Source organism: Aeromicrobium changchenzhani (assembly GCF_057586615.1).
This window is the reverse complement of the sequence record NZ_CM172480.1, coordinates 3,051,780-3,074,510: the sequence shown is the minus strand read 5'-3', so window position 1 is coordinate 3,074,510 and position 22,731 is coordinate 3,051,780. Positions and strand designations below refer to the sequence as shown.

Below are 22,731 nucleotides of genomic sequence, written 5' to 3'. Positions count from 1 at the left end.
TTACCGGACTGCTAAAGCTGCCCCGAACCAGCGGCGAAGGAAAGCCCGCATCTCGTCAGGGGAACGAGGTGTCGCGGGCGGGTTCTGCATGAACGACCCGATCAAACGCAACATCAGTTCGGCCAACCCGTCCAAGTCGTCATCAAGAATGCCACCGGACTTCCAGTCCACGGGCAGGCTCCGCAGGAACTGCGCGCCTAGGCCAAATCCGGTCACCGAGGTGATCCCGCGACCGAAGAGTGCCCGGTCGTCAACCTGGAGCAGGATCGCGATCCGCGGCTCGTTCGGCAGTTCTTCGGTGCAGAAGATGATCGCCTCGATCACCGCGTCGGCCGGTGCATTCTGGGGCTCTAGATGAGTCCGCATCCGCTCGATAAACGCGGCGGCACCGGTTTCGGCGACCGCATTGAACAGGTCGCCAAGGTTCGGGAAGTAGCGGTAGACCGTCTGTCGTGTCACTCCGGCAGTCGCGGCCACGTCCGAGAGAGTTGTCTTTTCGACGCCTGAGCGTTCTATGCATTGGTTCGCGGCGGTGATGATGCGTTCGCGGGCAAGCGCTTCGGTACGCGGTGGGTCGCCCTGCCAACCATGATTGCCCATCGTACGGCCACTCCCTCGAGCTAGCCGATCATACATTCATCCACATACTGTATGAATGTAACGATGACGTCTCGAGGCGTCAAACCCTTGTCCGGACACTCCGGATGAACCGAAGAGAGGCCAGCAGATGTTGGACACCTACCGGGTCAAGACTGCCTTCACCGGCGTCAAGCGTCTGGCGACGTTGTCGGCGGAGGACAAGCAGGCGTGCATCGACGCCTATCGGTTCTTCCAACGGATGCAGGCTGGCGAGCCCACCGAGACTGTCGATGAGACGAAGGCAGTCGCGGACTACTACAAGGTCCTCAACAACATGCTCTCGGTTTTCGATCTGGAGAAGCTCTACATTCCGCCGATGCTGGATGGATCCAAGGGCCTGTACGACAATCAGATCCTTACCGAAAAGGCGTTGCTCGCCGAATTGAATTTGCCGGATCCGGGCAACTCGCACCTGCTCGACATGGGCTGCGGCCGGGGACGGATTGCCCATCACCTCGCGACACTCACCGGCGGACAAGTGTCGGGCTACAACATCGATCCTGACCAGGTGACAAATGGGATCGACTGGGCAGCGCGTTGCGATATGAGCGACCGGCTGCACTTTAAGGTCGGCAATCACCACGATCCGCTTGAGTACGAATCCGAGTCGTTCGACGGTTGCTTTTCCATCCAAGCGGTGTGGCCGTTCTTCAAGAAGGAGGAGCTGGATCTCCATGCGGCCGAGATGTATCGGGTCCTCAAACCGGGCGCGCGCTATGCCTGCTCGGAATATCTGCTCACGCCGTACTTCGACTGGAATAACGAGGAGCACGCCGCATTGCACCGGCTGTTCCTGCCGACGCTCGCTGCGACCCAGTCGATGTACCCGGCCAATGTCTGTGCCGCCCTCGAACGCGCAGGCTTCCAGATCGTGCTGTCCGCGCCGTCGAAGAGTGAGGCGTGGCCGCTGTGTGATCAGAAGGCCGGTCTGATCCGCCGCGGCCGGCGCTTGGTGCGGGCGCTCGAAGCCATCCACGTCGCACCGGCGTGGGTCGAAGAATCGCTCGAACTGCTGCAGAAGGGCGGAGAGGCATGGACACAAGCGGAGCAGGCGAAGATCGCCGACCTCAATTGGCGGATCGTCGCCGAGAAACCCTAGGTCGTCAGACGGTGTAGCCGCCGTCGACGTCGAGCTTTTGGCCGGTGATGAAGCCGGCCCGGGCGGAGGCCAAGAAGCAGACTGCTTCGGCGATGTCGGCCGCCTTGCCGAACCGGCGCAATGGGATGTTCGCGCGGGTGATTGCGAGCGCCTCGTCGTTGAGCTCGCCTGAGGTGATCAGTCGCTCAGCCATTCCATCGGTGAGCATCCCCGGGCCGACGGCGTTGACCCGTACGCCGAAGCGGCCTTCCTCGGCGGCGAGAGCTCGTACGAGTGCCTCCACTGCCCCTTTCGGCCCCGACGACAGACCATCGCGCACGGGGTAGCGTGCGGTGGCGGCCGTCGTCACCGCGACGATCGAACCCTTGGTACACCGCAGCAATGGCAATGCTGGCTGCACGAGGTTAAAGAAGCCGGCCGCATCCTGCTTGAGCTGCTCGGCAAAGTCTGCCGGCGAGACCTGCGAGAGATGCACCATCGGGACGTGCGGCCCGGCTGCGTAGACCAGCGTGTGCAGTCCGCCGTATGTCGTGGTCAGCTCCGCTAGTAGCGATGCGCAGTCGTCGGCGGAGGTCACGTCGAGCTGATGGGCAGACGAACGTACGCCGGATTCAGCTGCCACCGTGGCGACGGAATGTGCGGCATTTTCGTTGCCGCAGAACGTCACCGCGACGTGGGCGCCGCGAGCGGCGAGCATGAGCGCGATCGCCGAACCCAGACCACCGCTGCCGCCGATCACTAGGGCGGCGCCGGTCGTGGCGGCGAAGTCTGTCGACAAGTCTTGGCTCATGAGGCTCCGAACTCTACCGAGTGGTTGTTCTCGGCCTGAGACTCTGGTAGAACGTGTTCTAGATTTCCCCATGGAGGTACCAGTGTCAGACCGCAGCGGTGATGGATCGGCGGAGGTAATCTCCGGGCAGGCGTGGACGGAGTTCTGCCGCGCATTAGAGCAGGCCGGCGAGGTCGTCCTGCGCGACAGTGCGCCCGACACTCCGCTCGATCGCGCGGAGGGTTATCGATATCTGACCCGGCTGCTGCGGGAGATGTTGTATTCCACGATTGAGAATGCCGATCCCGACTTTCCACGGCTGCACGAACTCGATCGAGTCAAGATCGGCGCCGACAATCCCGACAATGTTTATCTGTCGGCGAATATCCGTGGCGACCGTAGTTATCGGATCACCGGCACCCGCGGCACGATCGCTTACTTCAGCATTGGTTCCAAGGCCAATCGGTATGCCGTGGACGGCACAATGGCCTCCACCGGTGAACTCTCCGATCGTGATCTCATTGTCGAGTCTGACGGCAGCGTCGAGATCATCGTCAGCGCAACTCCGCAGTCAAAAAACTGGGTGCCGCTCGCGCCGGACTCCACCGGCCTCGTGGTCCGGCAGACCTACCTAGACCGTACGACCGAGAAGCCGGGTCAGTGGCAAATCGAACGGATCGGCGAACCAATCGAACGGGGCGATCTGGATCCGGCACGGCTGGTCAAGGGATTGCAGCGCGCTGCCCTAGCGATGCACGGCACCGCGGCCACCTTCGCGAATTGGACCGAGTTATTTATGACCCGGCCCAATGAGCTGCCTGATTTTGGGCAGGACATGTTCCAGAAGGCCGGCGGCGATCCGGAGATCTTCTACCTGCACGGCTACTGGACACTTGAGCCCGGTCAGGCCTTGGTCATCGAGACCAAGGTGCCCGATTGCCCGTACTGGAATTTTCAGCTCGACAACTGGTGGATGGAATCACTCGACCACGACCGACAGATGACGATCAACAAGCACACCGCACTGCTTAATCATGACGGGGTTGACGGCGACCGGCTTACGATCATCGTCGCTGAGCGAGATCCCGGCTCGGATGCTGTGCCGTCGGCAAACTGGATCGACACCTGTGGACATCGCTCCGGGACGGCACTGCTGCGCTGGCTCGGCGCCGCTGAACACCCGCTACCGAGCTGTCGCGTGATCGATCTGGAGGCACTATGACCACCGCTGGAGACAGCCTGGATGTCGACGGGCTGATGGCTGCGGCCCGTGCCAAAACGGGGCTTACCACCTACGGCGACGAGTGGTTCATCGAGCCGCTGCGCGTCCTCGTCGCCGCGCTCATTGACGAGGCCAAGTTGTCGGAGTTGGGACTGATGTTGACCCGGCAACGACTCGTGGCATTGCTCGCCGACCGGCTGCGGTTACGTCAGTTGCAGTCCGATCATCCGGAGATTCTTGACGAGGAAGTGCTGGTTGCCGCCGAGATCTGCGGGCTGCCGCGCACCGGATCCACGCTGCTGCACCGCCTACTGGCGTCATCGCCACAGGTGACCTCGACGCTCTCGTGGGAGACCTCCTACCCGCTGCCGTTCCCCGACGAGGGGCCCGACGCCGCGGTGCGCAAACAGAAGGCGCGCGACCGGGCCAAACTCTTCGAGGAGATGAGCCCGGACTTCGGCGACATCCACACGATTGAGTGGGATGGCCCAGAAGAGGACGTCATACTGCTCGATCGGACTTTCACTTCGATGAGCTTTGACTCGTTCTACTGGGTTCCGACATATGGTCTCTGGCTGCGCGAATTTGACCAGGCACCGGCCTACCGTGAGCTGCGCGAATGGCTGCAGGTGTTGCAGTGGCAGGACCCGTCGCGGCGTGGCCAGGCCTGGATGCTCAAGTCACCACACCACCTCACCGCGGTCGACACTGTTCTAGACACCTTCCCCGGCTGCAAGATCGTGATGACCCATCGGTCGCCGTCGAAGGCAGTGCCGTCGTATGCCTCGATGGTCTGCTCGATCAGCGCGCAATACAGCGACGAGGTCGATCCTTCGGCTGTTGGACCCTATTGGCGCGATCGTTTCGTGACGGCGCTGAGCCAGTATTTCGTTGCGCGATCCAAACGGCCCGACCGGTTCGTCGACGTGCGGTTCCAAGATCAGGTCGCGGACCCAGTCGGTGAAGCAACCCGGGTACTAACTGCGCTGGGACTGTTGGCCGATCAAAACGCCCTTGAGGCGTATATGGCCCGCAACCAAGCACAACGGCACGGATCGCACACCTATTCAGCCGAGGATTTCGGTTTGACTGAGGCCGGGCTGGAGCAGAGTTTCGCGTTCTATGCGGCACACCTAGAAGAAGGCGGAATTGCCAAATGATTCTCAACGATGAGGTTGTCATCATCTCGGGCGTCGGGGCGGGCCTCGGCGCAAAACTGGCGGCACGTGCGGCGACCGAAGGCGCAAAGGTCGTGCTGGCGGCTCGCTCCAGGGATGTGACCGATCAACTGGTCCAAGCGATCACGCAAGCTGGCGGCGAGGCTGTCGCGGTGCAGTGCGATGTCCGAAAGCCCGAGGATGTCGAGCGGGTCGCGGCGACGGCGGTGGAGCGGTTCGGCACGATCACCGGTCTGGTCAACACGGCATACTCGCACCCCGGTTTCACCGATCTGTTGGCGACGTCAGATAAGCAGCTTCGCCGGGCGATGGATGTCATCCTGTTTGGATCGTTGGAGATGACCCGCGCGGTGACCCCGCATATGGTTGGCGGCGGCTCGATCGTCAATGTCGGCACCATGTCGACGCGCAAACCAATGCGCGGTGAGGGCGGTTATGCGGTCGCGAAAGCAGCGATGGGTTGCGCGTCGCAATACTTAGCGCTGGAGCTCGGCGAACAAGGCATCCGGGTCAACCAAGCGATTCTGGGTTGGCTGGAGGGCCCGGGCGTACGTTTTTATCTGACGATGACGGCCGAAGAAAAGGGTATCACCGAACAAGAGGTTTACGCCGACATCGCATCGCGAAACCCGCTGAATCGAATCCCACCGGACGAGGCCTGTGCCGGCGCCATTCTCTACCTGTTGTCGAGCCTCGCTTCTGAGGTGACGGGTGCGGTGCTCGACGTCAATGGTGGGGAGTACATGCCCGCATGAGTGAGCGTCAGCGAACGAATCATGGGTTGGTCATGCCGTGACCTCCGTATTGTTGGTTTTCACGGAGGTTTCGGCATGACGCCCGCCGAGACCACGCATCAAGTGACATCGGTGACGGTGGAGATCGCAGCGCCAGCGTCCTTCGTCTGGGACGTGATGGTCGATTTTGAGCGCTACCGAGAATGGAACCCGTACACGATCGAGGCGACGACGACGTTGGAAGTTGGTGCGCCGATCGACCTCACGCTGCCGGCCTTCGACGGATCGGGCGGGCTGTTCCATACGCGTGAATTCATCCGGATCGTCGACCACCCACAGCACCTGCAATACGACAATCGAGATCAGATTCCCGGCGTCCTCGGAGTTAGGGACCAGTGGATCACCGAACTCGGGTCGGATCGCTGTTCGTACTACACGACCGACACCTTGAGTGGTGAGTACGCCGAACTGGCCATCGAGATGACCGGTGACTGGATGCAATCGGGTTTCGACTCAGTTGCCCACGCTTTGAAGGCCCGCGCCGAACAGTTGTTCGTATGAGGGCGCGACTCAAAGAACTCGGCTGGGCCACCGATTTGGTCATCGAAGCGGACAGTGAACAACCCGTCGCAGTCGACGACCAGATTGTGATCGAGGTCGAGGCTTGTGGAGTGTGCGGCCGCGACTGCATCGACCGCGCGGGCCGGTTTGGCTTCGTTCAGGTACCGATCACGCCGGGCCATGAAGCGGTCGGTCGAGTAGTCGCAGTCGGCCCAGACGTCACAGAATGGACTGTCGGCCAACGAGTCGCGTCCATGCATCGTGACGCGTGCGGCAGCTGCGAAGCATGTTTGGCCGGCGAGGAATCTCTGTGTGCGAACGCGTCGGCAGTGCTCGGTCTGTTGATCGATGGCGGTTACGCACGTTGGCTGGCAGCGCCACAGCATTGCTTCTACGCCATTCCAGCCGATATTGATGCGGCGTTGGCCGCGGTGTTTCACTGCACGCTCGGCACCGCGTGGCGTGGGCTGACACGTGCCGGTGTTCGCACCGGTTCGCGCGTGCTCGTCACGGGAGCCAACGGCGGCGTCGGCTCAGCGGCGCTCCAGATCGCCAGCGGCCTCGGGGCCACCGCAATCGCCGTGGTTCGGCACGAGGATCAGGTTGAGCTTGCCCACGCTATGGGCGCGGCGGCGGTACTGGTTGACGATGGGAGCAGCTTTCACAAGCGCCTCCCTGGTGGGCCGGTCGATGTGGCTATTGACTGCGTTGGTGCTCCGACCTTCAACTCTGCCCTGCGTTCGCTCGTGGTCGGTGGACGGATTGTCGCGGTTGGCAACATCACCGGCGAGCGCATCGATCTCAATATTGGCTACGTGATCACGTTCGGGCTGCAGGTCATTGGTTCATCGGGCGCAACCCGCGCCGATATGGAGGCGCTGCTGGCCCATCATGCTCAAAGCCCCTTGACCGTCCCGATCCATGCCCGGCTGCCGCTCGCCGACGCTGATCATGCGCAGCGGCTCGTTGCCGACGGCGGGCTGCAGGGGCGGGTCGTGCTGGTCCCCTAGGCGAAAGCCAGCCGAGATTAGGTTGCCTGCTTCGGCAGGGTGAGAATCTCGGCTTCGTCGTCGGTGATAGCGATCGTATGCTCACTGTGCGCTGTCCGGCAGCCGGTCGCACTTCGGAGCGTCCAGCCGTCGTCAGCTGTGACGAGTTCAGCGGTGTCCGCCATGACCCATGGCTCCAGTGCGAGCAGCAGACCAGGGCGCAGTTTGTAGCCGCGGCCCGGCCGTCCGTTGTTTGGGATGTGCGGGTCCTGGTGCATCGTCGAGCCGATGCCATGACCGCCGAAGTCGGTATTGATCGGATAGCCCGCCGCAGTGAGGACTAAGCCGATGGCATGAGAGATGTCACCAATGCGCGCTCCAGGTCGGGCAACGGCTATGCCTGCGCTCAATGCGCGTTCGGTTGCGCTGATCATCGCGATGCTCGCCGCGGGCCTTGCGTTGCCCACGATGAAACTGATGGCAGAGTCCGCAGCGACTCCTTCTTTGATGACGGCGAGGTCGAGCGACAGCAGGTCGCCGTCGGCAAGCGCGTAGTCGTAGGGCAGTCCGTGGAGCACCGCATCGTTGACGCCCGTGCAGATGTAGTGACCGAACGGACCGCGCCCAAAGGATGGCGCGTAGTCGACATAACAGGACAGAGCGCCAGCCTCGAGAATCATGGCCTTAGCCCACCGGTCGATGTCCAGAAGGTTGGTCCCGATCGTGCTGCGGCGCTTCAGCGTCTGCAGGATCTCAGCGACCAGAGCACCCGTCGTTTTTGCGCGGGCAATTTTGCTGGGGCTCAGGATCTCGATCATAGGGCGCCTTTCGTGGGAAACCTGTTCTCCCAACGATAGCGGCGATCACCGGTTTCCTCGGCTTGTCGCAGCTGGCAGCCGATCAGCGGAGCCGCGTTTTGCGCATCAACTTCAACGAGAGTTGTGTCTGCTTGGCGTAGGCGTCGTAGGTCTGATTGCCCTGCGGCTCCATGATCTGCTTCTTGAGCACCGCGATGTTCTGGGCGTCGGTGTACTTCAACAACCCTTGGTCGCCGTGGCGAGCACCCACGCCCGATTGCTTGAGCCCACCGGATGGTGTGCCCTTGGACGCGTACGCGGTGGCGAGGATGTCGTTGACATTCACATTTCCCGAATCGATCCGCCGGGCCACCGAAATCGCATGTTTCAGATCTGCGCCCCAAACGCTGGCGTTGAGGCCATATTCGGTGTCATTTGCCAGTTTGATGGCGTCGTCCTCGGTATGGAAACGGTAGAGGCCCACAACCGGACCGAACGTCTCGGTCGAACCGGCCAGCATCTCCGGGGTGACACCCTCGAGGATTGTGGGCTCGTAGAACGCCGGGCCCAGGTCGTCGCGCGACTGACCGCCGGTCAGCACGGTGGCGCCCTTCGCCCGGGCGTCGTCGACGTGAGCGGCGACACGGTCTCGGTGGTCGACCGAGACCAGCGAGCCGACGTCGGGTCCGAAGTCGTATGAGGCGCCGATCTTCATGGCCTTCGTCGCCGCGACGAACTTGTCCCGGAACTCGTCGTAGATCGAGTCATGGATGTACATCCGCTCGATGTGCATGCAGATCTGGCCGGAGTTGCCGAACGCGCCGAACTGGGCGGCATGAACAGCTTCGTCCACATTGGCGTCTGCGAGGACGAGCATGGGGTTTTTCCCGCCGAGTTCCAGGCAGCAGTCGATGAGGTTCTTGCCGGCGAGTTCGCCGATGATCCGTCCGGTGGCTGTCGAGCCGGTGAACATGACGTAGTCGGCGTTGGCGAGCATCGGGCCGCCGACGTCAGGGCCTTCGCCGCATACGACCTGCACCAAACCCCGCGGCATCCCCGCTTGCTCCAAGAGTTGTACCCCATACAGCGGGGACAAGGCAGTTTTGTTATCGGGTTTGAGGACAACACCATTGCCGGCGATCAGTGCCGGGATGGTGTCTGAGACGCCGGTCGCGAAGGGGAAATTCCACGGGGCGATGATGGCGACAACGCCCTTGGGGCGGCGCACCTCGGTCGAATGCGAGAGCACCGGTATCGGTCCGGCGTGGCGACGTTCCTTGAGCACGGACGGTGCGCGCTTGATGTAGTGACTCGTGCCCATCGGCACGTCGCAGGATTCCTCGAACGCCATCCGCCGGTTCTTGCCGCTCTCGGCTTGAATGACATCGGTGATCAGAAACTGGTTCTCGAGGACGAGGGCGTGGAACTTCTTAAGGACTTTGAGGCGCTTCTTGAGCGACCAGGAGCCCCACACCTGTTGCGCAGCGCGGGCGTCGTCGAACGCCTTGGCGATGTCGGCTTCGGAGGACTGTGGCAGTTCGACCAGTAGATCGCCGGTATAGACCTCGGTAAGTTTCCAAGTGTTGCCAGTCCCGCCGGGAACACGGCGGACTAGCCCCTCGAGGAAGCTGGTGTTGAGCGCTGTTGGCCGCGTGGCATTGGTGCTCATGCGAGCACCAACTCTGCACATTTTTCGCCGATCATAATGGATGGGGCATTCGTATTGCCGCCGATGATCGAGGGCATGATCGAGGCATCGGCGACGCGAAGCCCGTCGATGCCCTTCACTTTGAGGTCAGGTCCCACGACGGCTCGCTCATCGGTGCCCATCCGGCACGTCCCAACACCGTGATAGACGGTGGTGGCGCGATTGAGGAGGTCCGCTTTCATCGCGGTCGAGTCGACCGCCGCGCCGGGGTGCAATTCGGCGGTGACGTTGCCGCCGAAGGCCGCCGACTGCATGATCTCCCGGATGATTTCGATGCCCTCAAGTAGGACCTGCCGGTCGCCTTCCTCGGCGAGGTAATTCATGTCGATCAGTGGCGCCGCATTCGGATCATTTGATGCGAGCCGTAGCGTTCCGCGACTGCGGGGATAGATCAGTGTCGACATAACGGTCAGTGCGGGACGCCGGTCGACCTTGTGTCGGATCGGCGCGTCCTGGTTAGGCGACGGATACGCCCAGGGCAGCACATGGATCTGCAAATCAGGGGTGTCCGTGGCCTGCGACGTGCGCGCGAACGCCACCGTCTCAAAGACCGAGTTCTCCATGAATGAGTGTCCACGGGTGAGCTCCTTGGCCAAGCCACGGGCAAAGTACGTGGGTATGCCCCGATGTATGGCGTTGGGCATCAACCAGGTGGTCGGTACGAACAGATGGTCGTGCAGGTTGTCGCCGACCGGCAAGTCGGCTGCGACCTGGATTCCGTGCTCGGCGAGATGCGCCGCGGGACCGATGCCCGACAACATCAGCAGTTGGGGTGAGCCGAATACACCGGCCGAAAGAATGACTTCTTTGGCCGCGCGCACCGTGCGCCGGTTTCCACGTTTGTCGGTCAGTTCCACGCCAGTCGCTCGACCGTTCTCGATCACGATCCGCTCGACGTGAACTTCGGACTGGACTTGGAGCGTCGGTCGGTCAGCATTCGTGAGGTAGCCACGCGACGACGAGTAGCGCTTACCGTCGGATGCGCTTTGTTGGAAGGTGCTCACACCTTCCTGTTCCGCAGCGTTGTAGTCCTTGAGGATCTTGATACCCAGCGTGTCCGCGGCGGCCTGCTGGAATTGCATGGATGCTTCGGTCGGTTGGGTGTGCCGGGTTATCTTGATCGGACCGCCAGCGCCGCGATAGTCGTCGCCGCCGCCCTCGAAGTCTTCGATCCGCTGATACACGCTATTGACCGAATCGGCGTCCCAGCCCGAGTTGCCCTCGGCGGCCCAGGCGTCATAATTCGCGCGGTTGCCGCGTACCCAGAGCAAACCGTTGACCGAGCTGGAGCCGCCGACGACCTTGCCGCGGGTCTGCGGGATTCTACGGTCGAGCATGTGCGTCTGCGGCGTGGTCGCGTAACCCCAATCGAACATCTTTTTGATCTGCGGGACCGCGTGCATCGGGCCCATCATGCCTGGCTTGGTGACGAAGATTGAGCTGTCCTTCTTACCTGCCTCAAGCAGGATCACCGATGCGCCGGACTCGGCGAGACGGGACGCGACCGCAGCTCCGGCGCTACCGGCGCCGACGACGACATAGTCAGCTTCGCCGTGCTGAATGCTCTTGTTGGTCATGACGGTCCTTCGTTTAGATGCGTTCGATGATGGTGGCAGATGCTTGCGCGCCGCCAGCACACATTGCAATCAGCGCGGTGCTGGCGTCGCGCCGTTCGAGCTCGTGCAACATCGTGGTCAGCAAACGGGTGCCGGTTGAGCCCACGGGGTGCCCCAATGCGATGCCGCCGCCGTTCACATTGATTTTTTCCTCGGGGATGCCATGTACCTTCGTGCACGACATCACGACACCGGCAAAAGCCTCATTCACCTCAAATAGATCGATGTCACCGACTGACATACCGGTGTCTTTGAGAACCTTTTCGGTGGCCTGAACCGGACCATCGAGATGGTAGTGGGGATCGGCGCCGACCAAGCAAGAACCAATGATTCTGGCCCGCGGTTTGAGTCCTAATGCGGCAGCTAGGTCAGAATCCATGAGCAACAGCGCCGACGCGCCGTCGGAGATCTGAGAAGAAGTGCCGGCGGTATGGATGCCGCCGGGGAGCACTGCTTTGAGGCTGGCGAGCTTCTCCAACGAGGTGTCACGGATGCCTTGATCGGAGTCGACGAGCTGGGTGTCACCCGTGGGTTTGCCGTCAGCATCAAGAACCGGCGCTTTGATGGCGAAGGTCTCACGGTTGAAACGGCCCTCGTCGCGTGCGGTACGAGCCTTGTCTTGTGACCACAGGCCGAATGCATCGACATCGGCGCGAGAGAAGCCGCGGTCGCGCACGATCCGGTCGGCGCCCTCGAACTGGTTCGGCAGGTCGATCGTCCAGTCATCGGGGCGGGGCGAGCCCGTGCCGGGAGGGACGTTGGCGCCGAGCGGGACTCTGGACATCAACTCGACGCCACAGGCAATGCCGGCCTTGATCTGGCCGGCGCTGATCATGGCATGGATGAGATGAGTGGCCTGCTGAGCCGATGAGCACTGCGCATCGATCTGGGTCGAGGAGGTCGCGTTGGGGAGACCGGCATGCATCCACGCCCGGCGCACCATGTTGTTTGACTGTTCACCGGCTGCTGTCACGCAGCCGCCGATCACCTGATCGACCAGTTCCGGATCGATCCCGGCACGGGCGATCACTTCGGTTTGGATCATGCCGAGCAGCACCGCTGGGTGGATACCGGACAGCACTCCGTTCCTCTTGCCTTGAGGCGTGCGGACGGCGTCGACGATAACAGGAATGCCCATGGACTAAAACTAGAACACGTTCTTATTTAGCACAAGCCTCGCTTATGTATAAGCCTTCCGAAATTCCCGAAGACGTGGCAGGATAAACTAGAACGTGTTATAGAAACCTAGGAGTTCATGTGACCACCCAGCCCGCTGTTCCCGCCGGTTTCGACCCGACCGACCCCGATCTCAACCAGCGGGGTGTGCCACTGGAGCAGTTCGCCGAACTGCGGAAGACAGCGCCCGTCTGGTGGGTTGAGCAGGAGCCTGACGCTCGTGCCGGCTTTGACGGGACAGGATTCTGGGCCGTGACCAAGCACGCTGACGTTGCCGCAGTGTCTCGAAACAGCAAGGATTTCTCCAGCCAGGAGAACGGCGCGATCATCCGGTTCGCTCCGGATATGACACGGGATCAGGTCGATCTGCAGAAGGTGATGCTGATCAATCAGGATCCGCCGGAGCAGACGGCGCTTCGTTCAATCATCAGCCGCGGTTTCACTCCACGTTCAATTGGCGCCCAGCACGAGGGCTTGATCAAACGAGCTAACAACATCATCGACGACGCCATTGCCAAGGGCACGGGTAATTTTGTCGAGGACGTGGCCGCCGAGTTGCCGCTACAAGCGATCGCCGATTTGATGGGCGTTCCGCAGGAGGATCGCCGCAAGCTCTTTGACTGGTCCAACAAGATGATGTCCTACGACGACCCCGACTTCGACGGCAATCCAGACGAAGCTGCCGCGGAGATTCTCGTCTACGCGATGGGCCTAGCCGAAGAGCGGCGCAAGAATCCCCAGGACGACATCATCACCAAACTCATTAACGCAGATGTCGACGGTTACGGGCAGCTCGCCGAGGACGAATTCGGCTACTTTGTGATCATGCTTGCCGTGGCAGGTAACGAAACCACCCGCAATGCGATCACCCACGGTATGAAAGCCTTCTTCGATCACCCTGACCAGTGGGAACTGTGGAAGAACGAGCGTCCGTCGACCATGGTGGATGAGGTGATTAGGTGGGCGACACCTGTAACTGTCTTCCAGCGCACCGCGATCAACGACGTGATGGTCGGTGACGTTCAGGTTAAAAAGGGCGAACGGGTCGGTATTTACTACGCCAGCGGCAACTACGACGAAGATGTCTTTACTAATCCGGGGACGTTCGATATCACCCGCGATCCGAATCCCCACCTCTCCTTCGGCGGCCATGGCGCGCACTACTGCATCGGCGCTAACTTGGCGCGGCTCGAGGTTGAGGTCATGTTCAATGCGATCGCCGATCGGATTCCTGACATCAGCCAGCTCGGCGAAGAAGATCGTCTCCGTCACGGCTGGATCAACGGAATCAAAGCGATGCCGGTCAAGTACGCGTAGCGCCTCGCTCGGCTCTTGGTTACGAAATGGCCGGCCACCCGCAAGGGTGGCCGGCCATTTCGCTTCAGTGCGTCGGTTTGTCGGCGCCGACAACCCACATCGCGAAGAACTGTGAACCGCCACCGTATGCGTGTCCAAGCGCCTTGCGGGCACCGTCCACCTGGTGTTCGCCGGCCTCACCCATCACCTGGAGTGCGGCTTCGCCGAAGCGCAGCATGCCGCTGGCGCCGATCGGATTCGAGGAGAGGACACCACCGCTCATGTTGACCGGGATGCGTCCCTCGATTCGGGTCTCGCCCGCCTCGGTCAGTTTCCAGCCGTCACCCGGTTCGGCGAATCCGAGGTTCTCCAACCACATCGGCTCGAACCATGAGAACGGCACATAGATCTCGGCACAGTCGATCTCATCGATCGGCGACGTGATCCCGGTCTGCGCCCAGAGCGCGGCGGCGGCCTCGCGGCCAGCCTGGGGATTGACCTGATCGCGTTCGGCGGCGGTCGTGGGCTCGCTGCGCATCTGGGTGCCGTGGATCCAGGCTGGATTCTTGATGTCGGAGTGGTCGACGGCAGTTTCGGAGGCGATCACCATCGCGCAGGCGCCATCCGATGATGGGCAGGTCTCGTCATAGCGAATCGGGTCCCAGAGCATCTGGGATGCGAGCACCGATTCGACCGTCGTGTCGGCGTTGTGGAGATGCGCATACGGGTTCTTCAAGGCATTCTGCCGGTCTTTGGCTGCGACGATGGCGCCGATGTAGTTCGGGGCTCCGGAGCGTCGGATGTAGGAACGCACGTGCGGAGCGAAATAGCCTCCGGCCCCCGCGTGCACCGGCATGATGAAAGGCACTGCCAGCGACAGGGCCCACATCGCGTTGGACTCGGATTGCTTCTCGAAGGCCACTGTCAGCACGCGCTCGTGGATCCCGGCCTCGATCAAGGAGGTGGCAACAATAGCGGTCGAGCCGCCGACGGAGCCGGCCGTGTGGACTCGCAGCAGGGGCTTGCCGACCGCTCCAATCGCCTCGGCCAGATATAACTCTGGCATCATGACGCCCTCAAACAGATCGGGAGCCTTGCCGATCACGACCGCGTCGATGTCGGCAAAAGTCAGGTGCGCGTCGGCCAGCGCGCGGTCGACCGCCTCGCGCAGCAGCCCGGCGATCGAGACATCCTCGCGCTTGGCTCGGTGGTGGGTTTGGCCGAATCCGACGACAGCGGCGCGGATCTTGTGGTGGGTGGCGTTCGACATCAGCGGGCCTCCATCGTGCAGACGAGGTTCTGTTGCAGGGCCGGTCCGGACGTGGCGTGACCGAGCGCGCGCTGCGACTCACCGGACCAGACGCGCTTGGCAGCTTCGCCGATCCGCACGAGCCCACCAGCGAACAGCGGGTTGGCGGTCAACGCCCCGCCCGATGGGTTGATCGTGACATCGTCGTTGAGCCCAAGCTCGCGGCGGAGTATGAGCTCCTGATGCGCGAACGGAGCATGTAGTTCAGCCGTGTCGACGCTCGCTGAACCGGCTGCCTCGCCGGCAAGCCGAGCGCTTGGCGCGCTGGTCAGATCGCGGGCGTTGATCGCAATCGGGTCGATGCGGTGATCGAACCCGGTGATCCAAGCCGCGCCTCCGGCGGCGGACTCGGCCTTCCCAGTTGCCGCGATGACCATGGCGGCGGCGCCGTCGGAGACTGGTGCGCAATCCCAGCGGCGGAGAGGATCGGCGTATATCGGTTGGGCGAGCACGTCATCGACCGATTTCTCACCCTTGCGGATCGACCACTCGTTGCCGACCGCGTCGGTCATCGAGCGGGCCGTTACAGCCGCGATGGCTTCCTCGTCCCACGTGCCACGGTCGAGGCCAAGTCGAGCCTGCAAGCCGGCGATGGATACGGCGTCCGGCCACAACGGGGTCGAAGTGTAAGGATCGAGTTGAAGTGTCATCGTGCGCCGGAGGGTGCTGGCCGAGGACTTGCCGAACCCGTAGACGAGTGCCGAGTCGACCTCACCGGTCTGGATTTTGACCCAGGCTTCGTAGAGCGCCCAGGCGGCGTCCATCTCAACGTGTGATTCCATCACCGGCGGCAATGCACCGATTGCGTCCACGGCCGAGACGAAGGAGAACGATCGCCCGGCGAGGTAGTCGCTCGATCCGGAGCACCAGAATCCGATATCGGATTTGGTCCAGCCGGTTTGTTCGAAGAGCTCAGCGAAGATCGGGACGAGGAGTTCGACGCAGGTCGGAGAGCCGTCGAACTCCTTCATCTGGCGTTGGGCGAATCCGACAATGGCGACGTCTCTCATGCCGCCACCTCCGTGAAAAGGGCACGGTACGGAGGCGACGGCATGTGGGTCACATTGTTCGTTCGCTGACGCTCGCTCATGCCGCCAGCTCCGTGAAAAGGGCACGGTACGGAGGCGACGGCATGTGGGTCACATTGTTCGTTCGCTGACGCTCGCTCATGGTCGTCACAGGTGCACCTTGTAGGTCTCGTAGTCGGCGTCCGGCTCTCCAGACGGCTCGAAGTGACTGATGTTTTCGATGCTCGTGCCCCACTCGTCGCGGGGTTTCCATACGGCCTTGACTCGCATGCCCATCCGCACCTCGCTGGAGTCGACGCCCAGGATCAAGTGGAGGAAGGCGATGTCAGCGCCATCGAGCAAGATGTACGCGGAGACGTATGGTGCCTCGATCTTTTGGCCCACGAATGGAAAGTTCACGATGCAGAAGGTCGTGACCATGCCGGTGTCTGGCACCTCAACAACATCAGTTGTCGGAACTCCGTCGACCGGGCAGGCGCCGCGCGGAGGCACATAGACCTTGTGGCACGTGGGACACCGTTGACCAAGGATTCGCCCCTCAGCCAGACCGCGGAAAAAAGCCGATTCTTCTGTCGACGCGGCGTAGTCGTACGCGAGATTGACCGGAGAAATGATGCTGGTCACCTGCTCGCCGCCATCAGGTTCGGGTTTCGACGATGGCTCACCGTCAAACGGCTCGAACCAGCAAATGTCGGTGATCGCACCAATGGGCGCCTCGGCCCAGTGGGCGCGTACACGAAGGCCGGTCTTGATCTGCTCGGGACCATCGACGGCGACTGCGTGGAGCAGCGGCACGTCGGCGCCGTCAAGCACAATCAGCGCGAAGGCAAAAGGTCGATCCATGGGCTGGCCGGGAACGGGTTCGGGCACCCAAGTCCACGTCTGCACGACCCCGACGTCGCTGACGGGCACCAGTTCGGTGATCGGGTCGAGCGTGTGTGGGTCATACTCCGGCGGCGGCACGGACACGGTCTCATCCGACAGCACTCCGCCGAGAATCTGACGGTGTCTGAGGCCCGTCATGAACTGCGACAAGGTGGCACCGAGCGACCGGGTGTAGTCAAACTCGACGTTCAAAGGAGCATGCAGGGTTCCAAGTTCGGTCACGCCTCAAAGTGAAACACGTTCTAGTTATGGAGACAAGAGGGGGATTGGTTCGTGAACCCGAGGGCGACTTGTCGACTAAGCCGGAGTGAAGCTTGCCATTGCGCGCTCTGGCTCCCAGTAGGCCTTCATCGAACTGACTCGGCCGTCATCGTTGACGGTGTAGACCATGATCAGGTCCGTCGTGCTGTAGGACCCGTCGGCGAAGGTGGTCTTGATCTGGCCAATGTTGGCGCAGGTGTTGCTGCCCGGGTTGGCGAACGAGTCGTTGATGGTGAACTCAAATGTGGCGATCGGCGCTATCGCGAGGTGCCAGAACGCCGAGATGCCTTCATGGCCATGATGCCCCTTCCCCTCCTCATCGAACATCGACGGACCGACCGGATCTTGAATGATGGCGTCTTCGGCATAGACGGTCAGCCATTCGGCCAGATCGCCCTTGGCGACTGCGGAGTATGAGCGCTGCGACGCTGCGCGAGCAGGATGGGGATCGTCGGGGGCATTCCAGCTGATCGCGTCAGATGTGATCATGGGTTCTCCTTTGTGAGGTGCTGAACTGCAAGCGATGCGAAGACAAGTGCTTTGCCCAGTGGCGCGCCGGGTCCGGGATAAGCCGGGCCAAAGATCGATGCGGCGCTGTTGCTCGTGGCATACAGGCCTGGGATCGGGTGCCCGTTCGTATGGATCACGCGGCCATGCTCGTCGGTGACGAGTCCGCCTTTGGTGCCGAGATCGGAGAGTACGAAGCGTGCGGCGTAGAACGGGGCAATACCAATCTGGACTAGTGCCTTGTTGGGGCCGGAACCGGTCGCAAAGAACACGTCATACTCGTCAGAGCCGCGACCGAAGTCCTCATCCACGCCGCTCTCGGCGAACGTGTTGAACCGGCCGACGGTCGACTCAAGGTCGGTCAGATCGAGACGTTCTGCCAGTTCGGCGAGGGTGTCGGCGCGGATCCAGGTACCGGCAGCGAGGTGCTCCTGTGGATCTCCCTCGGGCATCGCGATGGCCGGCAGGCGGCCACCTTCTGCCGAGTCGAACACCAGATATGAGGGGGTGCGCTCAGGCGATGCCGCCATCTCGGTGCCGAACCTGTCATAGGGGAGGCATTCGTTGGCATACCGCCGACCGCGCGCATCGACCATGACGCCGCTGCGGAAACCGAGGGTGAAGGATCCGCCGCCTTCGGGCTGCTCCAAGCCGGGGCAGAGCCAGCCGTGTTGCATGTGGTTGATCTGCGCACCCAAGGCAATTCCCGCCTCGATGGGCTCACCGGAGTTGGTGCCGGTCGGCGCCATGGTCCACGCAGCGTCCCCGGGCACGCCGTAGGTTTCGCGAAGTGCACGGTTGCCCTCGAAACCTCCGGCCGCTGCGATAACGCCGCGACGGGCCCGAACAGTTGTTGGACCGTCGGGAGTAGACACCTCGACGCCGACAACACGGCCACTCTCGACGACGTAGTCGGTCATGTGATGTTCGGTCAGAACCGTGCCGCCGTCGCGCAGGAAGGCATTCAACGCTCGGCCGATCAAGGCCTGGCCACCGGTGAGGGTGTTGCGCCCACCGACGCCGACACGGTCACGCTCGACCGGAGGCCTTACCAGTTTGGCCACTGTGTGGGGCAATTCGTCTCGGCGAATGTTGCAGGGCTGGATCGACCTCCCCATGGTTACGCGGCCAGGCGCGTCGAAGTACTCCGGGAACGGCAGCCACTCGAACTCGAATGCGTCGTCCAACTCGAGTTGAGCGACGAGGCGGGGGGCTTCTGCAAGAAACCTCTCGACCTCAGCGGTCAAGGGCTGGGGGAGCAGCGCTTCGAGGTAGGAGCGGGCGGATTCGGTCGAGTCGCTGAGGCCCGCTCGTTGTTGAACCGCGGAACCGGGCAGCCAGCAGGCGCCACCGGAATAGGCGGATGTGCCCCCCACGAGTCCAGTCCGTTCGAGTACGACGGTGTCGAATCCGGCATGTTGGGCCAGATATGCGCCAATCAGTGCGCCGCCGCCTGATCCGATCACCACTACGTCATACGTCATGCTGCACGATTCGTTTGCTGGCGCTCGCTCATGAGCCCATGCTAGGCCAAAATGGAACACGTTCTACCTTATTCGCTCTTGCACCACGCGCTTCTCTGTGGTTTCGTCTAATGCGAAACTAGAACGTGTTTCATTTTCGTTGCAAACGCATCGAATGACAGAAGGACATTGCATGACCGTCTTCGGCACGAACATCCTGGCCGGCAAAGTCGCATACGTCGCTGGTGGAACGCGAGGGTTCAACCTTGCCATCGCGAAGCGCTACGCGTCCCAAGGTGCGAAAGTTATCGTGATGAGCCGCAACGAAGAGCGTTGCGCTTCGGCGGCGCAGGAGATCCGCGACGCGGGTGGTGAGGCGCTCGGTCTCGCGGCTGATGCGCGGGACTACGACCGCGTCGCCGAGACGATGGAGGAAGCCGCCGATACGTTTGGCGGGATTGACATCGTCGTTGCGGGCCAGGCCGGCAACTTCTACGCGCCGGCTCTGGGCATGTCAGCGTCCGCCTTCAAGTCAGTCATCGATATCGACCTGCAGGGGACGTTCAATCTTTATCGGGCGAGCTTTGAGCACCTCCGTAAGCCGGGTGCCTCGCTGATTGCAATCACCGCCCCCGAAGCTGTCAAACCGCTGCCATTTCAGAGTCACGTTTGTGCCGCGAAGGCTGCGGTCAACATGCTGACCAAGTGTCTGGCTATCGAGTGGGGGCCTGCCGGGGTGCGCGTCAACGGCATCAGCCCCGGACCCATCGAGGACACCTTCGGGATGGATAACGTCATCGCGACGATGCCCGGCATCAAAGAGCGCATCACGGCATCGACCCCGCTGCGCCGGTGGGGTACGCACGAAGACATCGCGGATGCGGCACTTTTCCTCGCGACCGCCGCCGCGTCTTATGTCACCGGCACAATCCTCGATGTCGACGGTGGCATCACGATCAACTCCGCAGGTGCCGAGGGGCGTGATGCGGTCAATTTCAAGGACGATCCCAGAGTCAAAGGACCGGGGAAGGGCGAGCGGTAGGTCATGGCTGTGACAGTTGACGGCGACATTTACCGCGGGCCGCATTCGGGGCACATGCTGCTCCACTCACTCCGTCGCCATCGGGATGTCCCTGTGCTCCAGTTGGGCGACCGAAGCATCGCTGGGCAGGAGATGATTGATCAAATAAGCCGTTACGTGCAGGCGATGGAAGACCTTGGCGCCGGCACCGGGACGGCGGTCGGCCTGCTTGCGGCCAATCGGCCGGAAGTTTTGTTTCTGATCGGGGCGGGCCAGACGCAGGGTTACCGGCGCACGGCATTGCATCCACTCGGATCACTCGACGATCACGCCTACGTACTCGAGGACGCCGGCGTCACGGTGTTGATCGTCGACAACGTGTCCAAATATTTGGAGCGGGCCGAGGAGCTACGACTAAGAGTGCCCACCTTGCAGAGCGTGATCACGATCGACGATCTCGCCGCGAAAGCTGCGACGTACGAGGCCTTGCCACTAGTCGCCAAGGAACTCGCGGCCGATCACGTCGTCAGCGTTACTTATACCGGCGGCACGACCGGCAAACCCAAGGGCGTGCTGGGCACAGCGGCGAGCATCGCCGCGATGACGCAGGTGCAGTTGGCCGAATGGGAATGGCCCGAGGCGCCGACGTTCCTCATCTGCACCCCGCTGTCCCATGCCGGCGCCGCGTTCTTCGCACCGACGGTCGCCAAGGGCGGCCGACTTGTGGTGCTGCCCGGCTTCGATCCGGCGACCGTGCTGCGCACAATCGAGGAGGAACGCATTACCTCGACGATGTTGGTGCCCAGCATGTTGTACGCACTGATGGACCACCCAGACTCACGGACCCGTGACCTGTCCAGCCTTGAGACCGTCTACTACGGTGCGTCCGCGATCAACCCGACTCGACTGGCAGAAGCGATTGACCGGTTCGGGCCGATCTTCGCGCAATACTTCGGCCAATCGGAATGCCCGATGGTGATCTCCTACCTCGCCAAGGCCGACCATGTCTCGACAAGCTCGACGACAGGGATGTCGCGGCTCGCCAGCTGCGGACGGCCGAGCGCATTCCTGCGCACGGCGCTGCTCGGCGAGGACGGGGAGCACGTGGAGCAGGGAGAGCCGGGCGAGATCTGTGTTGCCGGGCCGGTGCTCGCGAGCGGCTACTGGAATCGGCCCGAAGAGACCGCGGAAGCTTTTCGCGATGGGTGGCTTCACACCGGGGACATCGCCCGCGAGGATGCCGATGGCTTTTGGTACATCGTCGACCGCATCAAGGACATGATTGTCACCGGCGGCTTCAACGTCTTCCCGCGGGAGGTCGAGGACGTGATCGCCGAGCACCCGGCGGTGGCTCAGGTCGGTGTGATCGGCACCCCACACGAGAAGTTTGGCGAGGCCGTCACGGCGGTCATCGTCCTGCGATCCGACGTGGACAGTGACGAGGAGTCAGTTGCCCGTATAACAGCGGAGATCCAAGCGTCGGTCAAGGACCGCAAGGGCTCGGTCCAGTCACCCAAACAGGTCATCGTCGTGGATTCGCTGCCGCTGACGGGGCTGGGTAAGCCGGATAAGAAGGCGCTTCGGGCGCAGTTCTGGACGAGCGACCGAAGCGTCGGCTAGGAGTAGGTCAGCGTCCTTGGAACTCGGGCTTCCGCTTTTCGGCGAAGGCACGGGGGCCTTCCTTGGCATCCTCCGAGGCGAAGACGGCGGCGCCGACCGCGGCGTCGGCCTGCCAGCAGTCATTCTCGTGCTTGCCCTCAGAGTCATGGATGGTCTTGAGCACCGCTTGGACCGCGAGCGGGCCGTTCGCTGCGATCAGATCGGCGAGTTCGTGTGCTTTGGCAAGCGCCTCACCATCGGGTACGACGTGACCGATCAGGCCGATCTCCTTCGCTTCGGGCGCTTTGATGTGACGTCCGGTGAGGAGTAGGTCGGCGGCGACCGTGTACGGCAGCTGGCGGGGAAGCCGTACTGCCGAACCACCCAATGGATACAGCCCCCACTTTGGCTCCGAGACGCCGAATCTGGCCGATTCGCCGGCGACCCGGATGTCGGTGGCCTGCAGAATTTCGGTGCCTCCGGCGATCGCGGGTCCTTCGACGGCGGCAATCAGCGGCTTGGTTAGCCGGAAGCCTTTGAGCAACGGTTTGATGACCGATGGGTCGAATTCACCGGACTCGAATTTGTCCGATGGTGCCGACGATGACATCGATTTGAGGTCAGCGCCAGCACAGAAGTAGCCACCAGCGCCGGTCAGAATCGCGACAAGGACCTCAGGATCGGAATTCACCCGGTCCCAAGCCTCACTCAGGATTGACAGCATTTCTGCCGACAAGGCATTGCGCCGTTCGGGGCGATTCATCGTGACAACCAGCGTGCGACCGTGGAGTTCGACAAGGCAGTGGGGAGCGTCCATGTTTTCTGACATGGGGAACAGCGTAGTCAAAAACGAGAACGTGTTCTAGTCTTGGCC

At 62.2% G+C, this 22,731-nt stretch carries 21 protein-coding genes; 9 read left to right on the top strand and 12 right to left on the bottom strand.

Annotated elements, in window-relative coordinates:
* On the bottom strand, positions 1-600 hold the full coding sequence (locus AC2YB9_RS15520) for a TetR/AcrR family transcriptional regulator (protein ID WP_487266262.1): 600 nt from the start codon (positions 598-600) through the stop codon (positions 1-3).
* 127 nt (positions 601-727) lie between these two features.
* On the opposite strand from AC2YB9_RS15520, the gene AC2YB9_RS15515 reads away from it, so the two are divergent.
* Positions 728-1,738 (top strand): class I SAM-dependent methyltransferase, encoded by a 1,011-nt coding sequence (locus AC2YB9_RS15515; RefSeq protein WP_487266261.1) that lies wholly within the window; start codon positions 728-730, stop codon positions 1,736-1,738.
* Positions 1,739-1,742: 4 nt separating this feature from the next.
* Here AC2YB9_RS15515 and AC2YB9_RS15510 read toward each other — a convergent pair whose 3' ends face one another.
* Entirely contained in the window at positions 1,743-2,528 is a 786-nt protein-coding gene (locus AC2YB9_RS15510) for an SDR family NAD(P)-dependent oxidoreductase (RefSeq protein WP_487266260.1), read from the bottom strand.
* Positions 2,529-2,610: 82 nt separating this feature from the next.
* Here AC2YB9_RS15510 and AC2YB9_RS15505 point away from each other — a divergent pair, with 82 nt between their 5' ends.
* The 5 genes from AC2YB9_RS15505 (at position 2,611) to AC2YB9_RS15485 (ending at position 7,212) form a co-directional block, all read left to right on the top strand.
* Entirely contained in the window at positions 2,611-3,729 is a 1,119-nt protein-coding gene (locus AC2YB9_RS15505) for a DUF1214 domain-containing protein (protein WP_487266259.1), read from the top strand.
* Positions 3,726-4,889 (top strand): sulfotransferase family protein, encoded by a 1,164-nt coding sequence (locus AC2YB9_RS15500; RefSeq protein WP_487266258.1) that lies wholly within the window; start codon positions 3,726-3,728, stop codon positions 4,887-4,889. Before AC2YB9_RS15505 ends, AC2YB9_RS15500 begins: the two co-directional genes overlap by 4 nt.
* Positions 4,886-5,662 (top strand): SDR family oxidoreductase, encoded by a 777-nt coding sequence (locus tag AC2YB9_RS15495; protein WP_487266257.1) that lies wholly within the window; start codon positions 4,886-4,888, stop codon positions 5,660-5,662. Before AC2YB9_RS15500 ends, AC2YB9_RS15495 begins: the two co-directional genes overlap by 4 nt.
* Positions 5,663-5,737: 75 nt before the next feature.
* Positions 5,738-6,202 carry an SRPBCC domain-containing protein gene (locus AC2YB9_RS15490; protein WP_487266256.1) on the top strand — a complete coding sequence of 155 codons (465 nt, stop codon included), beginning with the start codon at positions 5,738-5,740 and terminating at the stop codon, positions 6,200-6,202.
* A complete protein-coding gene (locus AC2YB9_RS15485) occupies positions 6,199-7,212 on the top strand; it encodes an alcohol dehydrogenase catalytic domain-containing protein (protein WP_487266255.1) in 1,014 nt (337 codons plus the stop codon). Before AC2YB9_RS15490 ends, AC2YB9_RS15485 begins: the two co-directional genes overlap by 4 nt.
* Positions 7,213-7,229: 17 nt before the next feature.
* Here AC2YB9_RS15485 and map read toward each other — a convergent pair whose 3' ends face one another.
* The 4 genes from map to AC2YB9_RS15465 all read right to left on the bottom strand — a co-directional run bounded on the left by map (position 7,230) and on the right by AC2YB9_RS15465 (position 12,450).
* A complete protein-coding gene (gene map / locus AC2YB9_RS15480) occupies positions 7,230-8,009 on the bottom strand; it encodes a type I methionyl aminopeptidase (protein ID WP_487266254.1) in 780 nt (259 codons plus the stop codon).
* A gap of 82 nt (positions 8,010-8,091) precedes the next feature.
* The gene (locus AC2YB9_RS15475; protein WP_487266253.1) at positions 8,092-9,657 is read right to left on the bottom strand and encodes a succinic semialdehyde dehydrogenase; all 1,566 of its coding nucleotides are present in this window, start codon (positions 9,655-9,657) and stop codon (positions 8,092-8,094) included.
* Complete coding sequence (locus tag AC2YB9_RS15470; protein ID WP_487266252.1) at positions 9,654-11,273, bottom strand: GMC family oxidoreductase; 1,620 nt, start codon at positions 11,271-11,273, stop codon at positions 9,654-9,656. The genes AC2YB9_RS15475 and AC2YB9_RS15470 overlap by 4 nt, the downstream gene beginning before the upstream one ends.
* A 13-nt stretch (positions 11,274-11,286) precedes the next feature.
* A complete protein-coding gene (locus AC2YB9_RS15465) occupies positions 11,287-12,450 on the bottom strand; it encodes a steroid 3-ketoacyl-CoA thiolase (protein ID WP_487266251.1) in 1,164 nt (387 codons plus the stop codon).
* Between the two features lie 119 nt (positions 12,451-12,569).
* On the opposite strand from AC2YB9_RS15465, the gene AC2YB9_RS15460 reads away from it, so the two are divergent.
* Positions 12,570-13,805 carry a cytochrome P450 gene (locus tag AC2YB9_RS15460; RefSeq protein ID WP_487266250.1) on the top strand — a complete coding sequence of 412 codons (1,236 nt, stop codon included), beginning with the start codon at positions 12,570-12,572 and terminating at the stop codon, positions 13,803-13,805.
* A 64-nt stretch (positions 13,806-13,869) separates the two neighbouring features.
* On the opposite strand, the gene AC2YB9_RS15455 is transcribed toward AC2YB9_RS15460, so the two are convergent.
* The 5 genes from AC2YB9_RS15455 to AC2YB9_RS15435 all read right to left on the bottom strand — a co-directional run bounded on the left by AC2YB9_RS15455 (position 13,870) and on the right by AC2YB9_RS15435 (position 19,258).
* Complete coding sequence (locus tag AC2YB9_RS15455; protein ID WP_487266249.1) at positions 13,870-15,054, bottom strand: thiolase domain-containing protein; 1,185 nt, start codon at positions 15,052-15,054, stop codon at positions 13,870-13,872.
* Positions 15,054-16,103, bottom strand: a complete 1,050-nt coding sequence (locus AC2YB9_RS15450) for a thiolase domain-containing protein (protein WP_487266248.1) — start codon at positions 16,101-16,103, stop codon at positions 15,054-15,056. The genes AC2YB9_RS15455 and AC2YB9_RS15450 overlap by 1 nt, the downstream gene beginning before the upstream one ends.
* Before the next feature lie 165 nt (positions 16,104-16,268).
* Complete coding sequence (locus AC2YB9_RS15445) at positions 16,269-17,228, bottom strand: Zn-ribbon domain-containing OB-fold protein (RefSeq protein WP_487266247.1); 960 nt, start codon at positions 17,226-17,228, stop codon at positions 16,269-16,271.
* Between the two features lie 75 nt (positions 17,229-17,303).
* Positions 17,304-17,756: a nuclear transport factor 2 family protein gene (locus tag AC2YB9_RS15440; RefSeq protein WP_487266246.1), complete on the bottom strand. Its 453-nt coding sequence runs from the start codon at positions 17,754-17,756 to the stop codon at positions 17,304-17,306.
* The gene (locus tag AC2YB9_RS15435) at positions 17,753-19,258 is read right to left on the bottom strand and encodes an FAD-dependent oxidoreductase (protein WP_487266245.1); all 1,506 of its coding nucleotides are present in this window, start codon (positions 19,256-19,258) and stop codon (positions 17,753-17,755) included. Before AC2YB9_RS15435 ends, AC2YB9_RS15440 begins: the two co-directional genes overlap by 4 nt.
* Positions 19,259-19,430: 172 nt before the next feature.
* On the opposite strand from AC2YB9_RS15435, the gene AC2YB9_RS15430 reads away from it, so the two are divergent.
* Positions 19,431-20,279, top strand: a complete 849-nt coding sequence (locus AC2YB9_RS15430) for an SDR family oxidoreductase (protein ID WP_487266244.1) — start codon at positions 19,431-19,433, stop codon at positions 20,277-20,279.
* Between the two features lie 3 nt (positions 20,280-20,282).
* The gene (gene fadD8 / locus AC2YB9_RS15425) at positions 20,283-21,878 is read left to right on the top strand and encodes a fatty-acid--CoA ligase FadD8 (RefSeq protein WP_487266243.1); all 1,596 of its coding nucleotides are present in this window, start codon (positions 20,283-20,285) and stop codon (positions 21,876-21,878) included.
* A gap of 7 nt (positions 21,879-21,885) precedes the next feature.
* Here the strand turns inward: fadD8 and AC2YB9_RS15420 are convergent, their stop codons facing one another.
* Complete coding sequence (locus AC2YB9_RS15420; RefSeq protein ID WP_487266242.1) at positions 21,886-22,686, bottom strand: crotonase/enoyl-CoA hydratase family protein; 801 nt, start codon at positions 22,684-22,686, stop codon at positions 21,886-21,888.
* Between the last annotated feature and the right edge of the window lie 45 nt (positions 22,687-22,731).